Annotated in this window: 21 protein-coding genes and 2 pseudogenes; 9 read left to right on the forward strand and 14 right to left on the reverse strand. The window is 69.8% G+C overall.

Annotation, left to right across the window (positions count from 1 at the left end; all coding sequences use genetic code 11):
- Nucleotides 1–31: 31 nt before the first annotated feature.
- Nucleotides 32–2266, forward strand: coding sequence for an FAD-dependent oxidoreductase (locus RPX00_RS05600; RefSeq protein WP_406638109.1), 2235 nt, complete (start codon nt 32–34; stop codon nt 2264–2266).
- The gene (gene solA, locus RPX00_RS05605) at nt 2263–3387 is read left to right on the forward strand and encodes an N-methyl-L-tryptophan oxidase (protein ID WP_406638111.1); all 1125 of its coding nucleotides are present in this window, start codon (nt 2263–2265) and stop codon (nt 3385–3387) included. The genes RPX00_RS05600 and solA overlap by 4 nt, the downstream gene beginning before the upstream one ends.
- Here solA and RPX00_RS05610 read toward each other — a convergent pair.
- Nucleotides 3377–4279 (reverse strand): SDR family oxidoreductase, encoded by a 903-nt coding sequence (locus RPX00_RS05610; protein WP_406638113.1) that lies wholly within the window; start codon nt 4277–4279, stop codon nt 3377–3379. The genes solA and RPX00_RS05610 overlap by 11 nt on opposite strands.
- An 84-nt stretch (nt 4280–4363) precedes the next feature.
- Here RPX00_RS05610 and RPX00_RS05615 point away from each other — a divergent pair, with 84 nt between their 5' ends.
- The gene (locus tag RPX00_RS05615; protein WP_406638115.1) at nt 4364–4936 is read left to right on the forward strand and encodes a TetR/AcrR family transcriptional regulator; all 573 of its coding nucleotides are present in this window, start codon (nt 4364–4366) and stop codon (nt 4934–4936) included.
- On the opposite strand, the gene RPX00_RS05620 is transcribed toward RPX00_RS05615, so the two are convergent.
- Both RPX00_RS05620 and RPX00_RS05625 read right to left on the reverse strand, forming a co-directional pair.
- Nucleotides 4933–5574, reverse strand: a complete 642-nt coding sequence (locus tag RPX00_RS05620; protein ID WP_406638117.1) for a dTMP kinase — start codon at nt 5572–5574, stop codon at nt 4933–4935. The genes RPX00_RS05615 and RPX00_RS05620 overlap by 4 nt on opposite strands.
- Before the next feature lie 26 nt (nt 5575–5600).
- Nucleotides 5601–5858 carry a hypothetical protein gene (locus RPX00_RS05625; protein WP_406638119.1) on the reverse strand — a complete coding sequence of 86 codons (258 nt, stop codon included), beginning with the start codon at nt 5856–5858 and terminating at the stop codon, nt 5601–5603.
- A 354-nt stretch (nt 5859–6212) separates the two neighbouring features.
- Between RPX00_RS05625 and RPX00_RS05630 the strand changes: the two genes are divergently transcribed.
- A complete protein-coding gene (locus tag RPX00_RS05630) occupies nt 6213–7175 on the forward strand; it encodes a hypothetical protein (protein WP_406638121.1) in 963 nt (320 codons plus the stop codon).
- A gap of 1 nt (nt 7176) precedes the next feature.
- On the opposite strand, the gene RPX00_RS05635 is transcribed toward RPX00_RS05630, so the two are convergent.
- Entirely contained in the window at nt 7177–7809 is a 633-nt protein-coding gene (locus RPX00_RS05635; protein WP_406638123.1) for a TetR/AcrR family transcriptional regulator, read from the reverse strand.
- 106 nt (nt 7810–7915) lie between these two features.
- Here RPX00_RS05635 and RPX00_RS05640 point away from each other — a divergent pair, with 106 nt between their 5' ends.
- Both RPX00_RS05640 and RPX00_RS05645 read left to right on the forward strand, forming a co-directional pair.
- The gene (locus RPX00_RS05640) at nt 7916–8689 is read left to right on the forward strand and encodes a glucose 1-dehydrogenase (protein WP_406638125.1); all 774 of its coding nucleotides are present in this window, start codon (nt 7916–7918) and stop codon (nt 8687–8689) included.
- Nucleotides 8686–9132 carry a nitroreductase/quinone reductase family protein gene (locus RPX00_RS05645; RefSeq protein ID WP_406638127.1) on the forward strand — a complete coding sequence of 149 codons (447 nt, stop codon included), beginning with the start codon at nt 8686–8688 and terminating at the stop codon, nt 9130–9132. Before RPX00_RS05640 ends, RPX00_RS05645 begins: the two co-directional genes overlap by 4 nt.
- A 34-nt stretch (nt 9133–9166) precedes the next feature.
- Here the strand turns inward: RPX00_RS05645 and RPX00_RS05650 are convergent, their stop codons facing one another.
- Complete coding sequence (locus RPX00_RS05650; protein ID WP_406638129.1) at nt 9167–9631, reverse strand: YbaK/EbsC family protein; 465 nt, start codon at nt 9629–9631, stop codon at nt 9167–9169.
- A 47-nt stretch (nt 9632–9678) separates the two neighbouring features.
- Between RPX00_RS05650 and RPX00_RS05655 the strand changes: the two genes are divergently transcribed.
- Nucleotides 9679–10221, forward strand: a complete 543-nt coding sequence (locus tag RPX00_RS05655) for a helix-turn-helix domain-containing protein (RefSeq protein ID WP_406638131.1) — start codon at nt 9679–9681, stop codon at nt 10219–10221.
- A 52-nt stretch (nt 10222–10273) separates the two neighbouring features.
- Here the strand turns inward: RPX00_RS05655 and ahcY are convergent, their stop codons facing one another.
- The gene (gene ahcY, locus RPX00_RS05660; protein ID WP_406638133.1) at nt 10274–11746 is read right to left on the reverse strand and encodes an adenosylhomocysteinase; all 1473 of its coding nucleotides are present in this window, start codon (nt 11744–11746) and stop codon (nt 10274–10276) included.
- A 128-nt stretch (nt 11747–11874) separates the two neighbouring features.
- Here ahcY and RPX00_RS05665 point away from each other — a divergent pair.
- Nucleotides 11875–14111, forward strand: a pseudogene (locus tag RPX00_RS05665) (hypothetical protein).
- 180 nt (nt 14112–14291) lie between these two features.
- Here RPX00_RS05665 and RPX00_RS05670 read toward each other — a convergent pair.
- The 8 genes and pseudogenes from RPX00_RS05670 to RPX00_RS05705 form a co-directional block, all read right to left on the reverse strand.
- Nucleotides 14292–15011, reverse strand: a complete 720-nt coding sequence (locus RPX00_RS05670) for an LPXTG cell wall anchor domain-containing protein (protein ID WP_406638135.1) — start codon at nt 15009–15011, stop codon at nt 14292–14294.
- Between the two features lie 280 nt (nt 15012–15291).
- Nucleotides 15292–16836: an amino acid permease gene (locus RPX00_RS05675; RefSeq protein WP_406638137.1), complete on the reverse strand. Its 1545-nt coding sequence runs from the start codon at nt 16834–16836 to the stop codon at nt 15292–15294.
- 78 nt (nt 16837–16914) lie between these two features.
- The gene (locus tag RPX00_RS05680) at nt 16915–17829 is read right to left on the reverse strand and encodes a cation diffusion facilitator family transporter (RefSeq protein ID WP_406638139.1); all 915 of its coding nucleotides are present in this window, start codon (nt 17827–17829) and stop codon (nt 16915–16917) included.
- 94 nt (nt 17830–17923) lie between these two features.
- Nucleotides 17924–19156 carry a mannose-6-phosphate isomerase, class I gene (gene manA, locus RPX00_RS05685; RefSeq protein WP_406642783.1) on the reverse strand — a complete coding sequence of 411 codons (1233 nt, stop codon included), beginning with the start codon at nt 19154–19156 and terminating at the stop codon, nt 17924–17926.
- An 83-nt stretch (nt 19157–19239) separates the two neighbouring features.
- Nucleotides 19240–20324 (reverse strand): annotated as a pseudogene (locus tag RPX00_RS05690) (hypothetical protein).
- Nucleotides 20325–20326: 2 nt separating this feature from the next.
- On the reverse strand, nt 20327–20554 hold the full coding sequence (locus RPX00_RS05695; RefSeq protein ID WP_406638141.1) for a Trm112 family protein: 228 nt from the start codon (nt 20552–20554) through the stop codon (nt 20327–20329).
- A gap of 68 nt (nt 20555–20622) precedes the next feature.
- The gene (locus RPX00_RS05700) at nt 20623–21978 is read right to left on the reverse strand and encodes a phosphomannomutase/phosphoglucomutase (protein ID WP_406638142.1); all 1356 of its coding nucleotides are present in this window, start codon (nt 21976–21978) and stop codon (nt 20623–20625) included.
- Nucleotides 21979–22055: 77 nt separating this feature from the next.
- On the reverse strand, nt 22056–22409 hold the full coding sequence (locus tag RPX00_RS05705; protein WP_406638143.1) for a DUF3499 domain-containing protein: 354 nt from the start codon (nt 22407–22409) through the stop codon (nt 22056–22058).
- 116 nt (nt 22410–22525) lie between these two features.
- On the opposite strand from RPX00_RS05705, the gene RPX00_RS05710 reads away from it, so the two are divergent.
- Nucleotides 22526–22954 carry a metallopeptidase family protein gene (locus RPX00_RS05710; protein ID WP_182890259.1) on the forward strand — a complete coding sequence of 143 codons (429 nt, stop codon included), beginning with the start codon at nt 22526–22528 and terminating at the stop codon, nt 22952–22954.
- Nucleotides 22955–23079: the final 125 nt, after the last annotated feature.

Below are 23079 nucleotides of genomic sequence, written 5' to 3' on the forward strand. Positions count from 1 at the left end.
GCGACGGCCGGCAGGCAGGAGGTACCTCGCGATGGCAGTGCGACCGCGGGTGGTCGTGATCGGAGCCGGGCTCCTCGGCTGCGCGGTCGCCGACGAACTGACCGAGCGCGGGTGGACGGACGTCACCGTGCTCGAACCGGAACCGGCGATCGCCTCGGCCGGGCCGGGGCTGCTGTTCCGCGCGCACGAGGACCGCACGGCGTCCGAGTTCGCGAAGTACACCGCGGAGAAGTACAGCGGGCTGACGGTCGACGGCGGCTGGTGTTTCCAGCCGGTCGGGAGCTTGGAACTCGCGACTACGCCGGGGCAGCTTCGCCAGCTGCGGCAACGGCTTGGCTGGGCGACGTCGTCCGGGGTGCGCGGTTATCTGCGCGAGCCGGGCGAATGCGCCCAGCTGCATCCGCTGCTCGATTCCGCGAAGGTGGTCGGCGGCCTGCACATTCCTGGCGACGGACTGGTCAAACCGGTCCGCGCGGCGCTCGCGCAGGCTCGTCGCGCCAAGGATCGAGGCGCGAAATTCCTTACCGGACAAGAGATTGTCGAGATCGTGCGCACCGCGGGCCGGGTGACCGCGGTGGCGACGGCGACCGATCGGTTCCGTGCCGACGTGGTCATCTCGTGCGCCGGAGTACGCGGCCCGCAGTTCGGCCGGATGGTCGATCTCGCCGTGCCGGTGGTGCCGATCGCCGTCGACCACGCTCGCACGACACCGCTGGCGCAGCTCTCCGGGGACAACGACCACTTCACCGAAGCGGACAAACCGATCCTGCGCGGTGCTGGGCTGTCGCTGCGCGAGCACGTCGACCGGCTGGGCATCAGCGCGCTGGGTCCGGTCGAAGCCGACGCCGCGTTCGCTCCGGCTGGCTTCGAGGAGTCGTGGACAGCCGCGCTCGGATTGGTGCCAGCGCTGGCGGACGCGAAGGTCGAGGAGGGCGTCCGGCAGCTCGTCCCGGGTACGCCGGACGGGTTGCCGCTGCTCGGCGAGCACCCGGACCTCGACGGGTTCTGGGTCGCCGAAGCGGTGGACTGCGCGCGGTCCGCCGGGGTCGCGAGGGAGCTGGCGCGCTGGCTGATCGAGGGGCAAGCGCACCTCGACCTGCAGTCTGTCGATCTCGCGCGGTTCGATCGGCTGCAGCTCGCGCCCGGACGCGTGCAGGAACGAAGCCTGACGGCGGCGGGCCATCCGCGGCCGACGACGGAACTGCTGCGGACCACGCCCTGCTACGAACGCGAAGTCGCGCTGGGCGCGGAGTTTCGCGATGAAGACGGCTGGGCTCGGCCCCAGCGGTACGCCGACAGCCGCGCGGAGGCCGTCGCGACGCGCAGCCGGGTGGCGTTGTTCGACCTGACCCCGCGGCGACGGCTGGAGATCACCGGCCGCGGCGCGCTGCCGTTCCTGCAGACGATGACCACGAACCAGCTCGACCAGCCGCCCGGATCGGTCACCGGCACGTTGCTGCTGGGCGAAGACGGCGGGGTCCGCAGCGATCTCACTGTGGCCCGGCTCGGCGTGGAGCAGTTTCACGTCGCCGCGCGGCACCATCGGGACGTCGCCTGGCTGCGCCGTCATCTGCCCGGCGACGGGTCGGTCCAGCTGCGCGAGACCACCGGCGGCACCTGCTGCCTCGGCCTGTGGGGGCCGCTCGCCGCGCGGGTGCTGCCCGAACTGTCCACATCGGACTCCAGGGCCTGGCGGACGTACGTCGGCGACGTACCGGTGACGGTGCTGCGCGTGTCGGAGGTGGGCGAACCCGGCTGGGAGCTGCACACCAGCGCGGATCTCGGCCGGTCGCTGTGGGATGCGCTCTGGGCGGCCGGGCAGCCGCACGGGATCGTCGCGGCCGGCGAGGAGGCACTGCGGAGCCTGCGAATGGAGGAAGGGCACCGAAGATGCGGCATCGACGTGACCACTGAGCACGATCCGTACGAGGCCGGTCTCGGGTTCGCGGTGCGGATGGACAAGGGCTACTTCCTCGGCCGGGACACGCTTCTCCACCGTTCTCCCGCGACAGTGCGCCGGAAACTGGTGTGCTTGGCCATCGACGACCCGCATTCCGTAATGCGGGGCCGGGAACCGGTGTACGTCGACGGCCGTCCGGCGGGGTACGTCACGAGCGGCGCGTACGGCTACACCATCGACAAAAACCTGGCCCACGCCTGGCTTCCCGTCGAGGACGCCCGGCCGCGCACCCCGGTGGAAATCGAGCACTTCGGGAAGCGGTTCGCGGCGAGGGTGGCCGCGGAGCCGTTGAGGAGCGGTGAATGACGCATTACGACGTGATCGTGATCGGTCTCGGCGGAATGGGCAGCGCGGCTGCCTACCGGCTGGCGCGACGGGGCCAGAAGGTGCTCGGGATCGACCAGTTCGCGCCGGTGCACAACCTCGGTTCGAGCCACGGCGGATCGCGGATCACGCGGCAGGCCTACCTCGAAGGTCCGGATTACGTACCGCTGTTGCTTCGCGCGCACGAGATGTGGGACGAACTGGAACGCGACACCGGACGGTCGCTGTTCACCCGGTGCGGCGCGGTGATGGGCGGCCCGCCGGAATCGCGCACCATCACCGGCAGCACGCTTTCCGCGGAGAAGTTCGATATCCCGCACGAATTACTGGACGCGGCCGAGATCCGGCACCGGTTCCCCACCATCGCCCCGGCCGAGGACGAGGTGGCGCTGTGGGAACCGGGTGCCGGCTTCGTATCGCCCGAAGGCAGTGTCGCCGCGCATCTGCAACTCGCCGCGCGCCACGGTGCCGAACTGCACCACGAGGAGCAGGTTTTCACCTGGACCAGCACGGAAACCGGGGTGCGCGTCGGCACCGCTTCGAGCTACTACACCGCCGAGCGGCTCGTGCTGTGTCCCGGCGCGTGGGCTCCGGTGCTGCTCGCGGATCTAGGCGTGGACTTCGAGGTGCAGCGTCAGGTTCAGTACTGGTTCGAACCGGCGGACGTCCGGGCGTTCACCGATCATCCCGTGTACCTCTGGGAAACCGCTGACGGCGGCCAGTTCTACGGTTTCCCCGCGCATACCGCGCAAGGCGTCAAAGTCGCTTCGCACATCGGCGGCTTGCCGTGCACCGCCGACACGATCGACCGGCGCGTGCACGATTCCGAGGTCAGCGCGGTCGCGACCGTCGTCGGTTCCCGGCTGCCGACGCTCCCGGCGACCTTCCGCCGCGCGGTGGCCTGCCTCTACACCAACACCCCGGACGAGCACTTCGTGATCGCCCCGCACCCGAAGCACCCCCGCGCGGTGGTGGCGTGCGGGTTTTCCGGGCACGGCTTCAAATTCGTGCCGGTGGTCGGGGAAATCCTCGCCGACCTGATCGTCGACGGCACCACGCGGCATCCGATCTCGCTGTTCGATCCGGCGAGGTTCACGCGGTAGCGAAGTAGTGCTCCTGCGCCAGGTCTTCAAGCAGGCCAGGGTGTTCCGGCTTCCAGTCGACCAGTTCGCGAGTGCGCGCGGCGGACGTCGGAGCGCCGGTCTGCACCATCGGCGCGAGGAACCCGAAGTGCGCCGCGGCTTCCTCCGGCGCGATGGACTTCGCCGGGACACCGAGCCGCGCGCCGATCGTCTCGGCGATTTGCCGGAGCGAGATGCCCTCGTCGCCGACCGCGTGCAGCGCGGCGCCAGCCGGAGCCTTCTCCAGCGCCAGCCGGTAGAGCCGGGCCGCGTCCAGCGTGTGGCCGGCGGACCAGCGGTTGGCCCCGTCCCCGACGTACGGCGAAACCCCGGCCGCGCGGGCGAACTGGATCATCAGCGGAACGAAGCCGTGCTTGTCGAGCGAACTGTGCACCGACGGCGGCAGCCGCACGACTGACGACCGGACACCGCGGTCAGCGAGCCCGAACACGTAGTTCTCCGCGTCGACCCGCCCGCCGCCGGGGAGCCGGTCGTCCTCGGTGAGGACGCGGCCGAGCCCGGCGAACATCATCGTTCCCGAGGTCGAAACTAGTGGTTTGCCGGTGCCGGCGACGGCTTCGCCGAGCGCTTTCAGTGCGGCGAGATCCGCTTCGACCGCGCCGCCGAAATCGCCGCTGGCCATCAGGTCGTGCTTGAACGCCAAGTGCACGACCCCGTCCGCCTCGGCGGCCGCCGCGCGCAGGCCGTCGAGATCGTCGAGGTCGCCGCGCCGCACCCGCGCGCCGCGTTCGGCGAGCGCCGCGGCGGAGGCGTCCGACCGGGCGAGGCCGACGACCTCGTGCCCGGCGGAAAGGAGTTCGGGAACGAGCGCCGAGCCGACGTGGCCGCTGGCCCCGGTGACGAAGATCCGCATGACTGGTCCTTCCGTAGTTGATGACACCTGGTGCCATCACTGTACGCCTGATGTCATCCGGTGTCATCACCTAGACTGGACGGCATGGGCCGCTGGGAACCGAACGCACGCCACCGTCTGGCGGAAGCCGCGCTCGACCTGTTCACCGAACGCGGCTACGACGAAACGACGGTCGCCGAAATCGCCGAACGAGCCGGGCTCACGAAGCGGACGTTCTTCCGCCATTTCGCCGACAAACGCGAAGTGCTGTTCGGCGGACAGGAAGAACTGACCCAGCTGTTCTCCGAGGGCATCGCCGGGGCGCCAGCGGACGCGACGCCGTTCGAAGCGGTCGCCGGGGCATTGGATGCCGTGGCGGCGGATTTCACCGGCGAGCGGCTGGCTCGGGCTCGGCAACGGCAGCCGATCGTGGCGGCGAACAACGATCTGCTCGAACGCGAATTGCTCAAGCGCGCCAAGCTGGTCGCGGCCATGCACGACGCGCTCGCCGCGCGTTCGATCGGCGAGCCGACCGCGACCGTCGCGGCGGAATTGGGCTGCCTCGCGTTCGGAACCGCTTTCCACCGATGGGTCGAGGCAGGGAACCGGCGAGAGTTCGGCGCGCTGGCGGCGGAAGCGCTGGACGAACTGCGCGCCGCGACCGCCGCGCTCGGCTAAGCGAGCAGCGACTTCGCCAGCGTCGGCAGATCCACGCCAGCCACACCGTCCAGCACATGCCACGGCGCGAGCCACGACGCCGCGGCCAACTCGTCGTACACCGCGGCACAACGCTGTTGCAGCGAATCGTCCGACTCAAACGCGTCGCGCGCTCGGTCCGCATCCGACGCTGCCCGGCGCACTGCTCGTTCGGCGGCGACCTCCGGGCTCACCCGCAACAGCAGGTGCGCGTCCGGCCGCGGCAGGCCGAACCGCGTCACCTCAAGGTCCCAAACCCACTGCACCACAGCACCATCGGCGTGCTCGCGCAGGCGCGCGGCCGCGTACGCGGCGTTCGAGGCGACGTAGCGGTCCAACAGGACGACGTCGTTCGCGGCGAGCAACGCGCGGATCTCGTCGGCCGCACCGCTGCGGTCGAGGGCGTAGAGCAACGCCATTCCGTACACCGAATCGGCGAGGTCGCCGTGCCCGCGATGCAGCGCTTCGCGCACCAGATCGGCGTGCACGCTGCGGCCGTAGCGAGGGAAGGCGAGACTGCCGACGCTCGCGCCCGCCTCTTCCAGCGCAGCAGTGAGCCCCTCGGACAGCGTGCGCTTGCCCGCGCCGTCCAGACCTTCGATTACGACCAGTCGCCCCACGCCGTCGAAGATACTTGGTGCGGTCCTCAGGCCGTCTCGCGGCGCGCGCGGACGTAGCCGAAGTAGCCGACCGGCACCGCGACCGCCAGCCCAGCGAGGCAGAGCAGCGGAATCCAGTCGTCACCGTGCGGCTGCGCCGGTGTGCTTTGGCCGTCCCTCGGCACCACCTCGCCGCGCGGCACGGACGTAAGGTGGGCGTTGCCGGTGCCGGCGGGCTGCGCCGCGCCCGCGCCCGGAGCCGACACCGGCAACGCCAGGCCCGTGAACGCCACGAGGAGCAGCAAGCGTCCAACGTGCCTTCGGCAAGTGGTCGAGGACCGCCGGACCCGCCCGGCAGTGCTCCCCACGTGATTCGGTTTCCCCAGCACCACGACGCACCTCCCGCCTAGACGTGGCCAGTGGTGGTCACAACGGTGAACTGGTCGATCACTCGGAGCAAGATGCTCGTCCGGTGACGAGGGTGTTCCGGGTCGGCCGTGGAACACGGAACGGTTACCCTTCCGTGGCCAAGCACACCAAACGGGGGCGGGACCCGTTACCGCGCGCTGCTAACGTGAACGTTCCGCGGCATTCACGCCCAGCGCACGGGCGGCGTTGAAGGGACAGCGGTGGCACGAGACGGGGATGGCCCACTGATCATGGAACCTGGCCGGCGCGGCGCGGGTGAACTGCCGCCCGAGCTTGGCGAAGCTTTGCGCTCCGGAGAGTTCCACCATGCGCTGCGGCTCGCGATCGCGCATCGCGGGCTGTCGCTCGCCCGGCTGCGCGCGCACCTCGCGCTCCGCGGCGTCCACATCGGACAGTCGACGCTGAGCTACTGGCAGCGCGGCCTCCGCCAGCCGGAGGTGCCGAAGGCGCTGCCCGCGGTCCGCGCGCTGGAGTCGGTGCTGCAGTTGCCGGCGGACTCGCTGGTGGTGCTGATCGGCCCGCGCACCGCCCGCGCGCGCGGGCACCAGGCGGCGGCGTCGTTCCACGACCTGCGCTCGGGCGAGATGGGCGCGATCGTCGAGCAGCTGATGAGCGACCTCGGCGCGGCTCCGGCGTCCCGGCAGTCCAACTCCGACCTGGAAATGCTGTCGGTGCACGACCAGATCACCATCGACGAGCAAAAACATCAGGTTAAATTCCGCACCCGGCTGGTCACCCGCGCGCGCAGGCACGGCCCGGACCGGTACGTGGCGGTCTACAACGGCGATCCCGGCTGCCGGATCGACGACGTCGAGCTGATCACCGCGGAAGGCTGCCGCGTCGGCCGGATCCGCAGGCATCCCGCGCGCGAGACGATGGCCACCGAGCTCCTTTTCGACCGGAAGCTCGCCGAGGGCGAAATCCATGTCTTCTGCTTTGAAATCCACGACAATTCCGCGGTCACCTTCCCCGGGTACTACCGGATGCTCCGCGACCAGTGCGCGAGCTATTTGCTGCAACTGCAGTTCGCGCCGACCGCGATGCCCGCGCGAATCACCCGGGAAGTCCGCGCCCGCGACGACGCGCTGCCGGTCGAGGCGGAGGAATTGCCGTGCGACACCGGCGGCGTGACGAGCGGATATTTCCGCGACACCGGACCAGGGCTGGCCGGCATCGCGGTGGAATGGAACTGACTCAATCGCGGGAAGACGTCACGGAGTACCGGGCGACGGTGGTGCGGACGGCCTCGTCGACCACCTCGGCGACGCGTTCGGCGCTCACCTCCCAGCCCGGCACCAGGAGCGTCGGCCAGAAGACGTAGTTGGAGATCATGCCCAGGAACTGGGTGGCCGCGAGGTCCGCGTCCTCGACCCGCACCGTTCCCGCCGCGTGCTCGGCAAGGAGATAGCTGCGCACGGACTCGAAGTACGGCATCTTTCCGCGCGAGAACTGGGCATCGGCCAGCTCTGGGAACCGCGGCAGCTCGGCGATGACGATCCGGAACAGGTCGGTCATCTGGGCCCGGCCCAGCAGTTCGGCGTAACGGCGACCGATGCTGGTGAGCCCGTCCACGACGTTGCCCGCCGGCGGAGGAGCCTCCTCGTCCTCGGTCGACCATGACTCGGTCACGATGGCGTCGAACAGGGCGGCTTTGGTCGGAAACTGCTTGAACAAGGTGGCCCGCGAAACGCCCGAGCACTCCGCGATCCGCGCCAGCGACGTCCGGTCGTAGCCCAGCTCGAGAAACAGCGCCGTCGCGGCCTTCACGATCAACGCGCGCTTCTCCTGGGCGACGCGCTGGTGATACGTCGGCACGACCTTGCTCATAGGGCCGAGCATACGAGGTGAGTGGCTTGACTCGCCACTCATGCCGATCTAGCGTCGTGGGTGGTGAGTCACCTGGCTCACCACCCACGTACCGAAGGACCATTCGATGCCCCGCTTCGACAACCAGACCGTGCTCGTGACCGGCGGAGCCGGTGGCCAGGGCTCAAGCCACGTGCGCGCCTTTCACGCGGAGGGAGCGAACGTGGTGATCGGCGGAATCGACGCGCAACGCGGCACCGCTCTCGCCGACGAACTCGGGCCCCGCGCTCGCTTCACCCACCTCGACGTCACCGACGAAAGCTCGTGGTCCGCCGCCGTACTAGCCGCCGAAAGCACCTTCGGTGCCTTGAACGTGCTCGTCAACAACGCGGGCATTCAGAACCCGCCAGCAACAATCGAGCACACAGACCAGGCCACGTGGTCGCGCATTCTCGACGTGAATCTCACCGGGACTTTCCTCGGCATCAAGGCCGCCGCCCCCGCTTTGCGCCGCGCGGCAGGGGGATCCATCGTCAACATCGCCTCGATCATGGGCCTGGGCGGCACCGCGCATTACGCGCCGTACGTCGCCAGCAAGTGGGCCGTGCGCGGCCTCACCCAGACAGCCGCACTCGAACTCGGCCGCGACCACATCCGCGTAAACACCATCCACCCCGGCGTGATCGCGACCCCCTTCATCCACGAACCAGCAGCCGGTGCCACCGCGGCGATCGCCGACTTCTACTCACCCGAGCCGTTCGCCATCCCCCGCCTCGGGGAGCCGACGGACGTCACCCGGCTTCTCCTGTTCCTCACGTCCTCAGACGCGTCGTTCATCACGGGGTCGGAGTACGTCATCGACGGCGGGCTCCTCCTCGGCCCCGCACTTCAGGCCGCATGAGCACTCCAGACCCGACTTTGTCCCATCTGCCCGACCACGTCCGGCGAGCCATCGAGATCACCCCCGCCGCGGGCACCGGGGAACGGATCATCGACATCACGACGTTGGGACGCCGCACTGGCCGGGCCCGCCGCATCGAGATTTTCTTCTACCGGGCCGCGGGCGCCACCTACCTGTGCAGCGGCGCCGGCGGTGCCGCGACCGACTGGCATGCGAACCTTCTCGCCCATCCCGACTTCGTCTTCCACCTCAAGAACAGGATCCGCGCGGATCTGCCCGCCCGGGCCACGCCGGTCACCAGCCCGGCCGAACGTCAGGCCGTACTGGCGGAGATCGTCGCGGATCTCAATCAGCCCCACGACCCCGGCACCATCCGGCCGACCCGGCTCGAAGACTGGGCGGACAGCCGGCTGATGCGCATCAGCTTCCTCCATCGGCCGTGACGCGTCCGCCGCCCCGATCCGACCCGCGGCCGCTTTACCCGTCCACCCGCTGCGGAGTGCCCTTGGTGATCCGGACCAGCTCGTCGAACGTCGTCGGGAACACGGCGTTCGGCGTGCCCGCCGCGGCCCACACCTCGGCGTACTCCCGCAACGCCTCGTCCACCACCGTCTCCAGCGGCGCCGGATGCCCGACCGGCGACACCCCGCCGATCACCTGCCCGGTGGCCGCCCGCACCTCGTCCGGCTTGGCCCGGCGGATCCGGCCGCGCCCGAGCCGGGCGGCGAGCGCCTCGACGTCCACCCGGTGCGCGCCGCTGGTCAGGACCAAGAGCGGCGCGTCGTCAGCCATGAAGACCAGGCTGTTCGCGATCGCGCCGACCGGGCAGCCCAGCGCGTCCGCCGCCTCGGCCGCCGTCCGCGTGGACTGCGGGAGACTCCTCGCCTGGCCCGCGACCCCTGCCTCGTCGAGCGCGTCCTGCACATTTCGCATCGCCGACATCCACACACCTCCAGCTGTTCTGTAAACAGAACACTAGACTAGGCCGGGTGTCGACGTCACCCGCCCCCGACGGCCGCGCGCTCGCCGCAGCGGTCGGCACCCGCATCCGCACCCTGCGCACCCGCACTGGCGTCGGCCTGACCACGCTCGCCGCGGACAGCGGTCTCGGCAAGGGAACCCTGTCGGAACTGGAAAACGGCCGCCGCAACCCGACGCTGGACACGCTGTTCGCCATCGCCACCGCGTTGTCGATCCCGTTGAGCGACTTGCTCTTCGGCGACGACGGCGTAGCCGAAGCCCACGGCGACAGCGTGGCCGCGACCCTGCTCGGCCGATGGGAGGACCCGGAGGGCGTGACCGAGGTGTACCGCCTGACGATCCACGAACGGGTCCAGCTGTCGCATCCGCACAGCCCTGGAGTGCGGGAGGTGCTGACCGTGCTGACCGGAACGGCGGAGGTGGGACCGGTTTCAGCACCGGTGACGATTTCGGCGGCGGGGACGCATACGTTTATCGCGGAAACGGACCATATTTATCGCGGAATCGACGGACCGGCTACCGCGGTGCTGACGATGCGGTATCCGCGTTAGAAACACTGAAGCCGCCCCGAAACGCATTCCGGGGCGGCTTCAGTGTCAGCGATCAGTAACGGTAGTGCTCAGACTTGAACGGGCCTTCGACATCCACGTCGATGTATTCCGCCTGCTCCTTCGACAGCTTCGTCAGCTCGCCGCCCAGGGCTTCCAGGTGGATCCGGGCCACCTTCTCGTCCAGCTTCTTCGGGAGGCGGTAGACCTCCTTGTCGTACTCCTCGGTCTTGGTGAAGAGTTCGACCTGCGCGATGACCTGGTTCGCGAAGCTGTTCGACATCACGAAGCTCGGGTGCCCGGTCGCGTTGCCCAGGTTCAGCAGCCGTCCCTCGGACAGCACCAGGATGCTCTTGCCGTCCGGGAACACCCACTCGTCGACCTGCGGCTTGATGTTCACGCGCCGCACGCCGGGGTAGCGGGCGAGGCCGGCCATGTCCAGTTCGTTGTCGAAGTGGCCGATGTTGCCGACGATCGCCTGGTGCTTCATCCGCGCCATGTGCTCGACCATCACGACGTTCTTGTTGCCGGTGGTGGTCACGTAGATGTCGCCCTCGTCCAGCACCGTCTCCAGGCGCTTGACCTCGTAGCCGTCCATCATCGCCTGCAGCGCGCAGATCGGGTCGATCTCGGTGATGATCACCCGCGCGCCCTGGCCGCGCAGCGATTCCGCCGCGCCCTTGCCGACGTCGCCGTAACCGCAGACCACCGCGACCTTGCCGCCGATCAGCACGTCGGTGCCGCGGTTGATGCCGTCGATCAGCGAGTGCCGGATGCCGTAGCGGTTGTCGAACTTCGACTTGGTCACCGAGTCGTTCACGTTGATCGCCGGGAACAGCAGTTCACCCGCGGCCGCCAGCTGGTACAGCCGCAACACGCCGGTGGTGGTTTCCTCGGTGACGCCCTTCACGCTCTGCCCGATGGCGGTCCACTTGCCCTTGTCCGCCGCGACCGACGCGCGCAGCAGTTCGAGGAAGACCTTCCACTCCTCCGGGTCCTCGTCGTCGGCGGCCGGGACCACGCCCGCCTTCTCGTACTCGGCACCCTTGTGCACCAGCATGGTGGCGTCGCCGCCGTCGTCGAGGATCATGTTCGGGCCTTCGCCCTCCCACGTGAGCATCCGCTCGGTGCACCACCAGTATTCCTCGAGCGTTTCGCCCTTCCACGCGAACACCGGGACGCCCTTGGGCTCCTCGGGCGTGCCGTGCGGCCCGACGACGACCGCGGCCGCGGCGTGGTCCTGCGTGGAGAAAATGTTGCACGAAGCCCAGCGCACCTCCGCGCCCAGCGCCACCAGCGTTTCGATCAGCACCGCGGTCTGCACGGTCATGTGCAGCGAACCGGCGATTCGCGCGCCACGCAGCGGGTACACCTCGGAGTATTCGCGACGCAGCGCCATCAGGCCGGGCATCTCGTGCTCGGCGAGCCGGATTTCCTTCCGGCCGAACTCAGCGGCCTCGAGATCGGCGACGGCGAATTCGAGGCCGCCCCGGGTGTCGTGCCGCTTGACAACGCTTTCGGGGGTCATAGTGCGGTTCCTCCAAGGTTTGATGGCACCTGAACAGTACCGTTGTCGGCTCGACCCTGACTCGAACGGATGAGGAGAGAACCACCGTGCCCGCCCCGCTCCCCGGCCCTGACACCCGCATCGTCGAAATGAGGGTGTCCGGACTCGTGGGCACGAGCGGTGAGACGCTCCTCGACACGGTCCAGACCGTCGACGTCGCCGGCGACGGACTCGGCCGCGTGGTGCGCCCGGCCGACCGGCTGCGCCGCCCGGCACCGGGTCCGGTGGTGCCCGCGCTCGGCCGGTCGATCCCGCGCACCGTCGAAGGCTACCTGTGGAGCGGCATGACGTCCGGCGGCCTCGCGAAGGCCGTGTGGGCGCTGCTGTTCCCGTTCTCGCTGGCGAACGTCGCGTTCTGGATGCTGCCGCCTGCCCACCGGGGCCGCTGGCTCGGCGGGCTGTGCCGCGGCCTGCTGCGGATCGCCGCGGTGCTGCTCACCATGTTGCTGGTCAGCCAGGTCGCGGCGGCGGTCCTGGATCTCGTCGCGACGCAATGCCTCGCGCCCGGACGCGCCTGCCTCACCTGGGTGCCCCCGGAACTGCGCACGGGACCGCTGCGGATCGGCGTCGGCGTGGCGGTGCTCCTGGCGCTGGTGTACGCGCTGCACCGGATCTCGTCCACGAACTGGCGGGTGCGTCCGCCCGACCATCCCGGCCGCAAAGGCATGCCGATGCGGCTGCGCGCCGACCCGGAAGCGCCCGGAATGTCCGCGACGCACGCGGTGGCCGCGCTCGCCTGCATCGCATTGTTATTGCTGGGCGGGCCTTTCCGCGTGCCCACGGAAATCCCCCGATTGGTCGCCTGGATTTGCACCCTCGCGCTGGTGCTCGCCGTCCTGGTCGGCGGCGCGATCGGCAGCGACACCGGACCCATCGCCCGCCGGAGCCTGGTCACCTTCGCGACGCTCCTGGTCATCTTCGCCGCCGTGCTGGCCACGCCGGTGAACAACCGACTGCCCGGCGTCGACAACACCGTCGAAGGTCTCGGCGGCTCGCTGATCGTCGTCACCCTGCTGTTCGCGCTCGCGCTCATCCCGTCGGCGCTGCTGGCCCGCGCAGCCTGGCGAGACCGCCCACGCCGGCTCCGCCCCTGGCTCGGCGGCTGGGCCGCGGCCCCGGTCCTCGCACTGGCCGGCCTGCTCGGCGGCGGTTTCGGCGCCGGGCTGGCGATCGCAGTCCGAAAACTGCTGCGCACCGACAAGCTGCTCTTGCCCGAGACGTACGACCTGGTCACTGTCCTGTGGGGCGGCGGGCTCGGCCTGATGGCGTTGCTGGCCGTCGCGGGCTACGCGATCGCCATCCCGCTGCGCCGGCGCCGCCGCGGCATCCCGCCGATCGTCGAACTGATGGAGCACGACGAGCAGCAGGAACAAGACGCCGCACGGGCTTGGGCACGCTCGGCCTGGGAACGCCGCCACCTGCACCACCTGGCCCTGATCGTCGCGCTGGGCCTGTGCGTCGGCGCGATCACCCTGCTGGTCGTGCGATTCGGCTTCAACCTGCAACCAGGCTGGTTCACCCCAGTCTCGGCGATCGGCGTGTTCGCGCTGGGCGCTCTCGCCGCTGGCCTGCTGCGAGTGGTCTACTCCGCGGCGCGTTCCCCGCAGCGAAGCCGGCACCTAGGCGCCCTCGCCGACCTCGTGTCGTTCTGGCCGCGCGCAGCACACCCTGGAATACCGCCGTGCTACGCGCTCAAAGTCGTGCCCGAACTGGCGGACCGCGTGAAGGAACACCTAGCCGAACCCGGCACCCGAGTCGTGCTGTCCGGGTTGAATCTCGGCAGCATCCTCACGGTGCTTACGGCCGCCCAACTGTGCGCCGAACTCCCCCAGACGAACGCGACCGAGTCGGCCTCCTCACCGCTGGATCACCGTTGCAGTGGGGTTACCAGCGCGCTTTCCCGGCCGTCCTGCCGCAGGATTCGCTGGCTGATCTCTTCTCCTCGCTGGACGGCCGCTGGCGCGCCCTATGCCGAGGCACCGACATCTTCGGCGGCGGCGTCACCACCTGGCGACACCAAACGAGCGGCGGTCACCTGCTAGGCGAGGGCTACCTGCCGGAAGGAAAATGGGGCGCCCTGGAAACCACCCCAGACGACGCAGGCGTCCTGATCCTCGGCGGCGACCACTGGCTCCCCGACCCCCTGCGAGCCCCCGACGGCCGCAACCGCTGGGCCCCCGGAGTCCTCAAACACACCGAGTACCTGGCCGATCCAGAGTGGGACAACGCGGTAGCCATGGCCGCAGGCCTAGGCCGCCCCAACGGCGGCCCCCGCCCCCTAGGCGAACAAGGCTCCCTCTTCGGCGACCTACCCCGCCCCCGCTAGTCCCGCCCACCACGAACCGCAGCCGATGCACCCAACAATCGGTGCACCCAGCCCCTCCCCCGCACCCCGATACGAAGCCTCTCTGCGGTTCGGGGGTGCTTGTCAAGGCATCTTTCCCGCCTTGACAAGCACCCCCGAACCGTCAGCACACTTGGGCTTCGGGGTGCCCCACCGCAACCGTCAGTTAGTACCCCGACGCCGCAGCTTCAGCAGCACCAACAACCCGCCACCGGCAACAATCAACACCCCAGCAACCCAGAACAGCCAAGCGTTGTCGAACCCAGTGTTCGCCAACCCCCCACCAGTCCCATTCTGATTCCCGGCAGGAACCACAGCCGGAGCACTAGTCGTAGCAGGCGCAGAAGTCGCCCCACTCGGTGCAGGCGAGGTCGTCGGAGCCCCCGGCGTCGTGGTCGGAGCTTCCGAAGTCGGCTGCCCCGGAGTCGTAGTCGGCGTCTCCGAAACCGGCGGCTTGGTCGGCGCGGTCTTGGTGCCGCAGGCGAACCAGTGGCTGATCGTCGGCAGCTGGTCGCCGCGGTTGAACGGCGAGCGCAGCTTCTCCCACGGCGGCGTGGCCGACAGGCCCTTCTTGCCCGGCACGTACACGTTGAACCCGGGGCCGCCCTTGACCACGATCGCGGTGACCGTGACGCCCTCGCGCACGGCCGTGATGTTCAGGTACTGGTCCTTCTCCGTGCCGCCGGTGACGGTGAGGTCGCCCGCGGCGAGCAGGTCGCCGGGCACCTTCGCGTCGACGCACGTGCTCGCCTTGCCCTCGACTGGCTTCGCCCGGTCGTCGTCCGTGGTGCAGGCGAGCGCCGAGGTCGCGGTGCCGAGCAGGGCCAGTCCGGCCACCGCGGCGACCGTGAAACCGGCGCGAAGTCTGGTGCTGATGGGCATGGAGTTACTCCTCAGGGAAAAATCCGAACGGGGGATAAGACACGCGGAGAACTGCGACCCTCCGTAGGAACCCCGACCACTGTTCGTGCGAATTACCCGAGAGTGATTAACCCGTCAGAGGGAAGACGACGCGGAGGGTATCGCACCATCCCGAGCCCTTCCCTGGTGGCCCCGGACCACCGCCTGAACCGAGATCCGCGAGTTGCGCATCCGTGATGCGACCACGCGAAACGGCCCGCCGCCCACACTGGGCGACGGGCCGCTGAGCAGCGAAAACAGGTCAGTCGGAAACCGGCGGCGCGGGTTCGGAAACCACCCCGCCCTGCGCCACGCCCGACTGCCGCTTCCCGAGCAGCGAATGCCGGCGGCTGTAGACGAAGTAGATGACCACGCCAACTGCCATCCACACGACGAACCGCAGCCAGGTCAGCACGGTCAGGTTCAGCATCAGCCACAGGCAGGCCAGGATCGCCAGCGGCGCGATGATCCACACGCCCGGCACGCGGAACGCGCGCGTCAGGTCCGGCCGGGTCTTGCGCAGCACCAGCACGCCCGCGGACACGAGGATGAACGCGAACAGCGTGCCGACGTTGACCATTTCCTCGAGCTTGTCGGCCGGGAAGAACGTCGCGCCCGCCGCGACCAGCGCGCCGACCACGAGCGTCGCGCGCTTCGGCGTCCCGCGGTCGCTCGTCTTGGCCAGCGAACGCGGCATGAGGCCGTCACGGGACATCGCGAAGATGATCCGCACCTGACCGAGCATCAGGACCATGACGACGGTGGTCAGACCGGCCAGCGCGCCGACCGAGATGACGTTCGCGGCCCAGTCGACGCCGTTCGCGGAGAACGCGGTGGCGAGCGTCTTGTGGCTGCCGTCGCCCGCGGCGGTCGAGAGGTCGGTGTAGGGCACCATGCCGACGACCACGAGCGACACGGCGACGTACAGCACGGTCACGATCGCCAGCGAGCCGAAAATGCCGCGCGGCACGGCTTTCTGCGGGTTGCGGGTCTCCTCCGCGGTGGTCGCGACGATGTCGAACCCGATGAACGCGAAGAACACGATCGACGCGCCGGCCAGCAGCCCGAAGATGCCGAACGAACTGCTGCCGCCGCCCGCGATGAGCGAGAACAGCGACTGGTCGACGCCGCTGGACCCGGAACCGGCCGGCTTGCCCTCGGGGACGAACGGCGTGTAGTTGCTGGATTTGATGTAGAAGAAGCCGAGAATGACCACGAACAGCACGACGGCGACCTTGATGCCGGTGATCACCATCGAGAACCGCGAGGACAGCTTCGTGCCGAGCACCAGCAGTGTCACCAGCGCCGCCACCACGATGAACGCGCCCCAGTCGATGCCGAAACCGCCGCCGAGATCGATCGACGTCTTGGTTCCCTTGCCGAAGATGTACTCCAGCACCGTCTGCAGATAAGACGACCAGCCCTTGGCGACCGCGGCGGCGCCGACGGCCAGCTCCAGGATCAGGTCCCAGCCGATGATCCACGCCATGAACTCGCCGAAGGTGGCGTAGGAGAACGTGTACGCGGAGCCCGCGACCGGGACGGTGGAAGCGAATTCGGCGTAACACAACGCCGCGAGCGCACAGGCGATCGCCGCGATCACGAACGCCACGGACACCGACGGCCCGGCGAAGTCGCCCGCCGTGCGCGCGGTGAGCGTGAAGATGCCGGCTCCGATGACCACCGCGACGCCGAAGACCGTGAGGTCCCAGGCGCTCAGGTTTCTGCGGAGTTTCGTCTCCGGCTCATCGGTGTCCGAAATGGACTGCTCGATTGACTTGGTGCGCCACAACCCAGTGCCGGGCAACGTTGACCTCCTGCGGTGACCTTCGTGGGGACCGGGCGCCACCCTAGCGTGTCAGTTGGGCGCCAGCTGCCCGGACAGTCAGCGCGCCTCGCGGTCGAGGTCGGGTTCCAGGTAAATCAACGTCGCGACCGGGACCTTCGCGCGCACGCGGGCCTCGGCGTCGTCGATCGCGGTGGCGATCGCGGCGGTGTCGAGGCCGGGCACGAGCGCGAGCTTCGCGGCGACCAGCAGCTCGTCCGGGCCGAGATACTGGGTGCGGATGTGGATGACGCGCTCGACCTTGCCCGCGGCCAGTTCGTCCACAATGGTCTCGAGATCGGTTTCGGTCGCGCCCTCGCCGATCAGCAGGCTCTTCATCTCCACGATCAGGATGATCGCGATGACGCCGAGCAGCACGCCGATCATGACCGTGCCGATGCCGTCGAACACCGGATCGCCGGTCAGCACCGACAAGCCGACGCCGAGCAGCGCGAACACGAGGCCGAGCAGCGCACCGGAGTCCTCCAGCAGCACGACCGGCAGCTCAGGCTCCTTGGCCTGGCGGATGAACCGCCACCAGCTCGCGTTGCCCTTGATCTTGCGCGACTCGCCCATCGCGGTATAGAAGCTGTAGCCCTCGAGGCAGATCGCGACGACCAGAATGATCACCGCGACGACCGGCGTCTCCAGCGGCTGCGGTTCGAGGATCTTGTGAATGCCCTCGTACAGCGCGAACGCCGCGCCGAGGGTGAAGAGCATGAGCGCGACGATGAACGAGTAGAAGTACCGCTCCCGGCCGTAGCCGAACGGATGCTCGCGGGTGGCGCGCCGCTTGGACGTCTTCTGCCCGAGCAGCAGCAGCCCCTGGTTCGACGTGTCGGCCAGCGAGTGCACCGCCTCGGCCAGCATCGACGACGATCCGGTGACCACGAAGCCGACGAACTTGGCCACCGCGATCCCGGCATTGGCGGCGAGCGCCGCGATGATCGCCTTGGTTCCCCCGCCAGTTGACACTTACCCGCTCCCTGCTCGCGCCCGAATTGCCCGGTGGGAGCCTAGAGGAGCCTTGGCGGCGGGAAGCACCGGACCTGACAACCGGCAGGCCAGATCACAACTCGCACGACCCGGCGGTAGCCCGGAACAGCTGCGTCCGCACCCCGCCCATCGGGCGGATCCGCACCGCCGGGTCCGCGGCGGGCAGCCACACCGACTGGCCTCGCCGCAGTTCCACCCGCTCGCCGTCGGAAGCGAGCACCAGCAGGTCGCCCTCCGTGCACAGCAGGATCTGCGGCCCGGCCGAATCGACCTCCAGTTCGGCGTCGTCGCCTGCCGCCCATTCGACCCGCGACAGTTCGAATTCCGGGGCGTCCGTGTGATAGACCGCCATCCGCTGGCCGGCGCATTCTCCGTGCTGCACCGGCATTTCGCCGCACGCGAAGTCGACCACGCGCAGCAGTTCGGGGACGTCCACGTGCTTCGGGGTGAGGCCGCAGCGCAGGATGTTGTCCGAGTTCGCCAGGATCTCCACCGCGGTGCCGTGCAGGTACAGGTGCAGGTTCCCGGCGGGCAGGTAGATCGCCTCGCCCGCGCGCAGGGTCAGGCGGTTGAGCAGCAACGCGGCGAGCACCCCGGCGTCGCGCGGGTGGGTCTCGCCCAGTTCCAGGATCGTGCGGCATTCCGTCGCGAACTCGCCGTGGTCCTGGACGTGCCGGACGCACGCGTCGAGCACCTCCGGCAGCAGCTCGTCCAGCGCGGACTGCGGCAGCGTGATCCACGTGGTGAACAGCGCGCGCAGACCGGCCGGGTCCGGCTGTGCTTCCAGCAGCCCGGTGTATTTGCCCAGCCCGGGGGTCTCGATCGCCTTCAGCAGCTTGACCGTGCGGTGCGGGTCGCGGAAACCGGCCAGTGCGTGGAACTCCGTCAGCGCGCAGACCAGCTCCGGCTTCGCCGTCGGGTCCGGGTAGTTGCGGTTGGCGGCGTCACGCGGGATGCCCAGCTTCTCTTCGCGCGCGTGGCCCTCCGCGGCCTGTGCCGCCGACGGGTGCGCCTGCATCGACAGCGGCTCCTCCGCCGCCAGGATCTTCAGCAGGAACGGCAGCCGGTTGCCCCAGCGCCGCGCGCAGTCCTCGCCGAGCTGGCCGACCGGATCGGCGTCGACGAGTTCGAGCAGGCTCAGTTCGGTGCCGTCCGGGCCGAGCACGTGCGACGGGTCCCCCGGGTGCGCTCCCATCCACAGCTCGGCTTCGGGGTGCGGCGCCGGCACCGGACGGCCCTGCAGCTGCGGGATGGCCGTTCGCGATCCCCAGGCGTAGGGCCGTACGGCGTTGCGCAACAGCTCCACTGTCAACTCCCAATCCTTCCCGTCGGCACTGAGCCGACGCACGCGGCGGCGGAACACCGCCTGCCCGCGTTCCCCCTGCTCCCTCAGGCGGAGGCCGGTTCGTATCTCCCGGCCCCGCCGATGCTGCCCGCCGCCAGGCCCAGGTACACCGCGGCCAGCTCGAACCGCAGCGCCAGCACCGCGGCGCGGACGATCTCGTCGGCCTCGATCTCCTCGGCGGGCGCGATCAGGTCCGCACCCGGCAGGAACTCCTCGGCTTGGTACCGGGCGGCCTCGGTGGCCGGACCGGTCCGCACCGACAGCAGCAGCACCCGGGTGGCGACTCCACCAGGAGAGTCGTCCGGATCAGCGAAAATGTCTCGCTCCACGCCGCCCGATTGTGCGACCCGGCGCAACGCCGGGCGGGCCAGCGCCTGCCGGTAGTCCTCAACATCGCACACCAGCGCGGCGTGCGCGGCGAACGCGTGCGCCGCGTGCTCGCCGACCGCCACCGCGACCGGGTCGAGCCCCCACAGCAGCGGCACCCGGTCCGCGACCCGCAGCGCGAGCGCTTTCGCCGGATTGGCGAACGACTCGCGTGCCAGGTAATCCTTCTCCGCTTCCAGGTCGAGCTGATCGGCCAGTGCCTGCACGTCCGCGACCAGCAGGCCGAGCGCGTTCGCGGTGAGCAGCCCGGCGGCCAGCCCGCGCGGGAACGCCAGCTCCGGCGGCACCGGAACGCGCGGCGCGAGCAGCACGCCCTTGCCCGCCACCGACGCCGCGACCGGCCCCTCCGCCGGCGCGGACAGCACCACCGACGCGCCGAACCGGGCGGCGCGCTCCAGCGAAGCGGCCAGCTCGCGGTCGCCCGCGTCGTCGGTGTGCGCGAACACCACGTCCAGCGCGCCGATCCAGGCCGGGACCGATTCGGCCACCACGACCGGTACCGGGCACGACGGCGTGAGCAGCGCGGCCAGCAGCCGGGTGAGCGTGCGGCTCACCCCTGGCCGGTCGATGAGCACCAGCGAACGCGGACGGCCGACGTCCAGCCGCTCGCTCAGCTCCAGTTCGGCCGCCGCCTCGGCGGTGGCCCGCACCTGCGCGCCCGCCATCGCGGCGGCGCGCAGCAACCCCCGCGGTCGGCGTCGGCCAGCCGCGCGGAGTCGTCGAGCAGGGAATCGTCAAGCATGGTCAAGCACTGTCGCCGTGATCAGCGTCCGGCCCGGCCGAGCCGGGCAGCGTCGCCTCGTCGAGCAGCAGCACCGGGATCCCGTCGCGGACCGGGTACACCCGGCCGCAGTCGGTGCAGGTCAGCGCGTCGGCCTCGGCGTCGTCCGGGGTGCCGGGGCGCAGCGGCGCGTGATCCGGCGACGGGCACGCGAGGATCTCCAGCAGCTGTGCGTCAAGCGTGATGGCCATAGTTCCTCCATACCACGCGTCGTTGGGGAGTTGAGGGCGCCTTCCGGACACAATCCGGCGCCAGCCGGTCAGGCTCGGACAAGGGCCAGCACCTCGGCGGTGAGCGCTTCGACGGCGGCCCGGTCGGCGGCCTCCACGTTGAGCCGCAGCAGCGGTTCGGTGTTGGAGGGGCGCAGGTTGAACCACGCGCCGCCGGGCAGCTGCACGGTGAGCCCGTCCAGCTCGTCGATCTCGACGCCGGACTTGCCCGCGTACGCGTCCTTCACCGCGAGCATCCGCGCGACCTGGTCGCTGACCGTCGAGTTGATCTCGCCGGACGCCGCGTAGCGCGAGAAGTCCTGGGTGAGCGCGGACAGCGGCCCGTTCTGCTCGCCGAGCGCGGCGAGGACGTGCAGCGCGGCGAGCATGCCGGTGTCGGCCCGCCAGAAGTCGCGGAAGTAGTAGTGCGCGGAGTGCTCGCCGCCGAAAATCGCACCGGTACGGGCCATCTCGGCCTTGATGAAGGAGTGCCCGACCCGCGTGCGCACCGGCTTGCCGCCGTGCTCGGCGACGATCTCGGGCACGCCCTTCGACGTGATCAGGTTGTGGATGACCGTGCCGCCCGGCTCCTTCGCCAGCTCGCGCACCGCGACCAGAGCGGTGATCGCGCTCGGCGACACCGGCTCGCCGCGCTCGTCCACGACGAAGCAGCGGTCCGCGTCGCCGTCGAACGCCAGCCCGGCGTCCGCGCCGACCTCGCGCACCTTGGCCTGCAGGTCGACGATGTTGGCCGGGTCGAGCGGGTTGGCCTCGTGGTTCGGGAAGGTGCCGTCCAGCTCGAAGTACATCGGCACGATGTCGATGGGCAGTCCCTCGAACACGGTCGGGACGGTGTGCCCGCCCATGCCGTTGCCCGCGTCGACGACGACCTTGAGCGGCCGCGAACCGGACAGGTCGACGAGGTTGCGCAGGTAGGCGGCGTAATCGCGGAGGACGTCGCGCTCGGAGACGGAGCCGCGCTGGCCGTCGAAGGCGGGGACGCCCTGCTCGACGGTGTCGCGGATCTCAGCGAGGCCGGTGTCCTGCCCGACCGGGGAGGCACCGGCGCGGCACATCTTGATGCCGTTGTACTTCGCGGGGTTGTGGCTCGCGGTGAACATCGCGCCCGGCAGGTTCAGCGAGCCGGAGGCGAAGTAGAGCTGGTCGGTGCTGGCCAGGCCGATCGACACCACGTCGAGGCCCTGGGAGGTCACCCCGTCGGCGAACGCCGCGGACAGCTCCGGCGACGAATCGCGCATGTCGTGGCCGATCACCACGGCCGGTGCCTCGGGTTTGATGAGCAGCGCGAACGCGGCCCCGAAGTCCCGGACGAGGGCGACGTCGAGCTGCTCGCCGACCACGCCGCGAATGTCGTAGGCCTTCACGATGCCCGAAAGGTCTGGCACGCCTTCTCCCCGCCGCTAGTTTTCGTGACGGCGCCCGTTCGCGCCGCGGGCGAAAGCCTACCGGGCGGGAGGACGGCTCAGGCGTGCCCCGGGAGGACTCGCAGATGGCCGCGCCTGCCGGAGGGGCCTTCCGGCTCGGCTTGCACGGCGGGCACGTCGGAGCGACCGGCCTCGCGGACCGCCTCGGCCAGCGCGGTCAGCTCGTCGGCGGACTGCTCCGGGGCGGCGAAGGCCCCCTCGTGCCGCACGACTTCCCAGCCCTTCGGGACGGTCAGCCGCAGCGCGTGGGCCTCGCACAGGTCGTAGGAGTGCGGTTCGGAAGCGGTGGCCAGCGGCCCGACGACCGCGGTCGAATCCTGGTAGGCATACGTGAGCGTGGCGACAGCGGGTTCGAGGCAACCCGTTCGCGAACATTTCCGTACGCTCCGCACGATCCGAAACGATAGCGCGTCGCCGCAAGCGAAGTACCGGCGACACGCGCGTCCCCCTGGCGACCGCATAGACTTGGGCGGTGGCGACGGCTCGTGACTACCGACAACGGCAGCGAATGCGACGGGACCGGCACGGCCGGGGCCTGCGCGGGACGCTCTACCCAGCGTCCCTGCCCGCGGCAGCGAGCCGGGCGGAGCGCTTCGACGCGCTGGTCCTGGACGCCCTGGAGCCGATCGAAGCACGCTGGCGACACGAGCTGACCAAGCTGGACGTAGCGGTGGACGACGTCCCCGAAGTCCGCATGGACGGCCGAGCCCCCGCAGACGGCGTACTACACGACGGCGCGGTCCCGTTATCGCGACTGGTCCCCGCTGGGGTCGACCGGACCGGACTGCCCACCCGAGCGCGAATCGTGCTGTACAGGCGACCGCTGGAAGCACGCGCGAAGGACCCGTCAGAGCTGGCAGACCTAGTCCACGACGTGCTCGTAGAGCAGGTCGCCGGTTACCTCGGAGTGGAACCAGACGTAATCGAAGGCGACTAGCCAAGCAGCCAGCCCCCACCCTGCACCCCGATACGAAGCCCCAATGCGGTTTGAGGGTGCTTGTCAAGGCATCTTTCCCGCCTTGACAAGCACCCTCAAACCGTCATCACAATCGGCTTCGGGGT

This window comes from Amycolatopsis sp. WGS_07 (assembly GCF_045278895.1).
Taxonomy (GTDB): domain Bacteria; phylum Actinomycetota; class Actinomycetes; order Mycobacteriales; family Pseudonocardiaceae; genus Amycolatopsis.